Below are 319 nucleotides of genomic sequence, written 5' to 3'. Positions count from 1 at the left end.
AGTATCGACCATGTCGTCCATGATGACGCAGTTTCTGCCTTCGACATTGCCGATGATGTTCATGACTTCGGATTCGTTCGGACGCGGACGACGCTTGTCGATGATCGACAGGTCACATTCCAGACGTTTTGCCAATGCCCGTGCACGGACGACACCGCCGATATCCGGGGAGACGACGAGAAGATCCTTGTAGTTTTTCTTCTGAAGGTCTTTGAGCAGGATGGGCGATGCATAGATATTGTCGACAGGGATGTCGAAGAAGCCCTGAATCTGGTCGGCGTGGACGTCCATGATCAGGACACGATCGACGCCGATGCCT

General features: G+C 53.6%; 1 protein-coding gene. It reads right to left on the bottom strand.

From position 1 onward, the window contains the following. A partial coding sequence (gene prs / locus NAI64_RS09070) for a ribose-phosphate diphosphokinase (protein ID WP_269299800.1) occupies window positions 1-319 on the bottom strand: 319 nt, incomplete at both ends.

This window comes from Oxalobacter paeniformigenes, from assembly GCF_027158465.1.
Lineage (GTDB): Bacteria > Pseudomonadota > Gammaproteobacteria > Burkholderiales > Burkholderiaceae_D > Oxalobacter > Oxalobacter paeniformigenes.
Note: the sequence above shows the minus strand (reverse complement) of the source record. Positions and strands in the feature narration are given on the sequence as shown.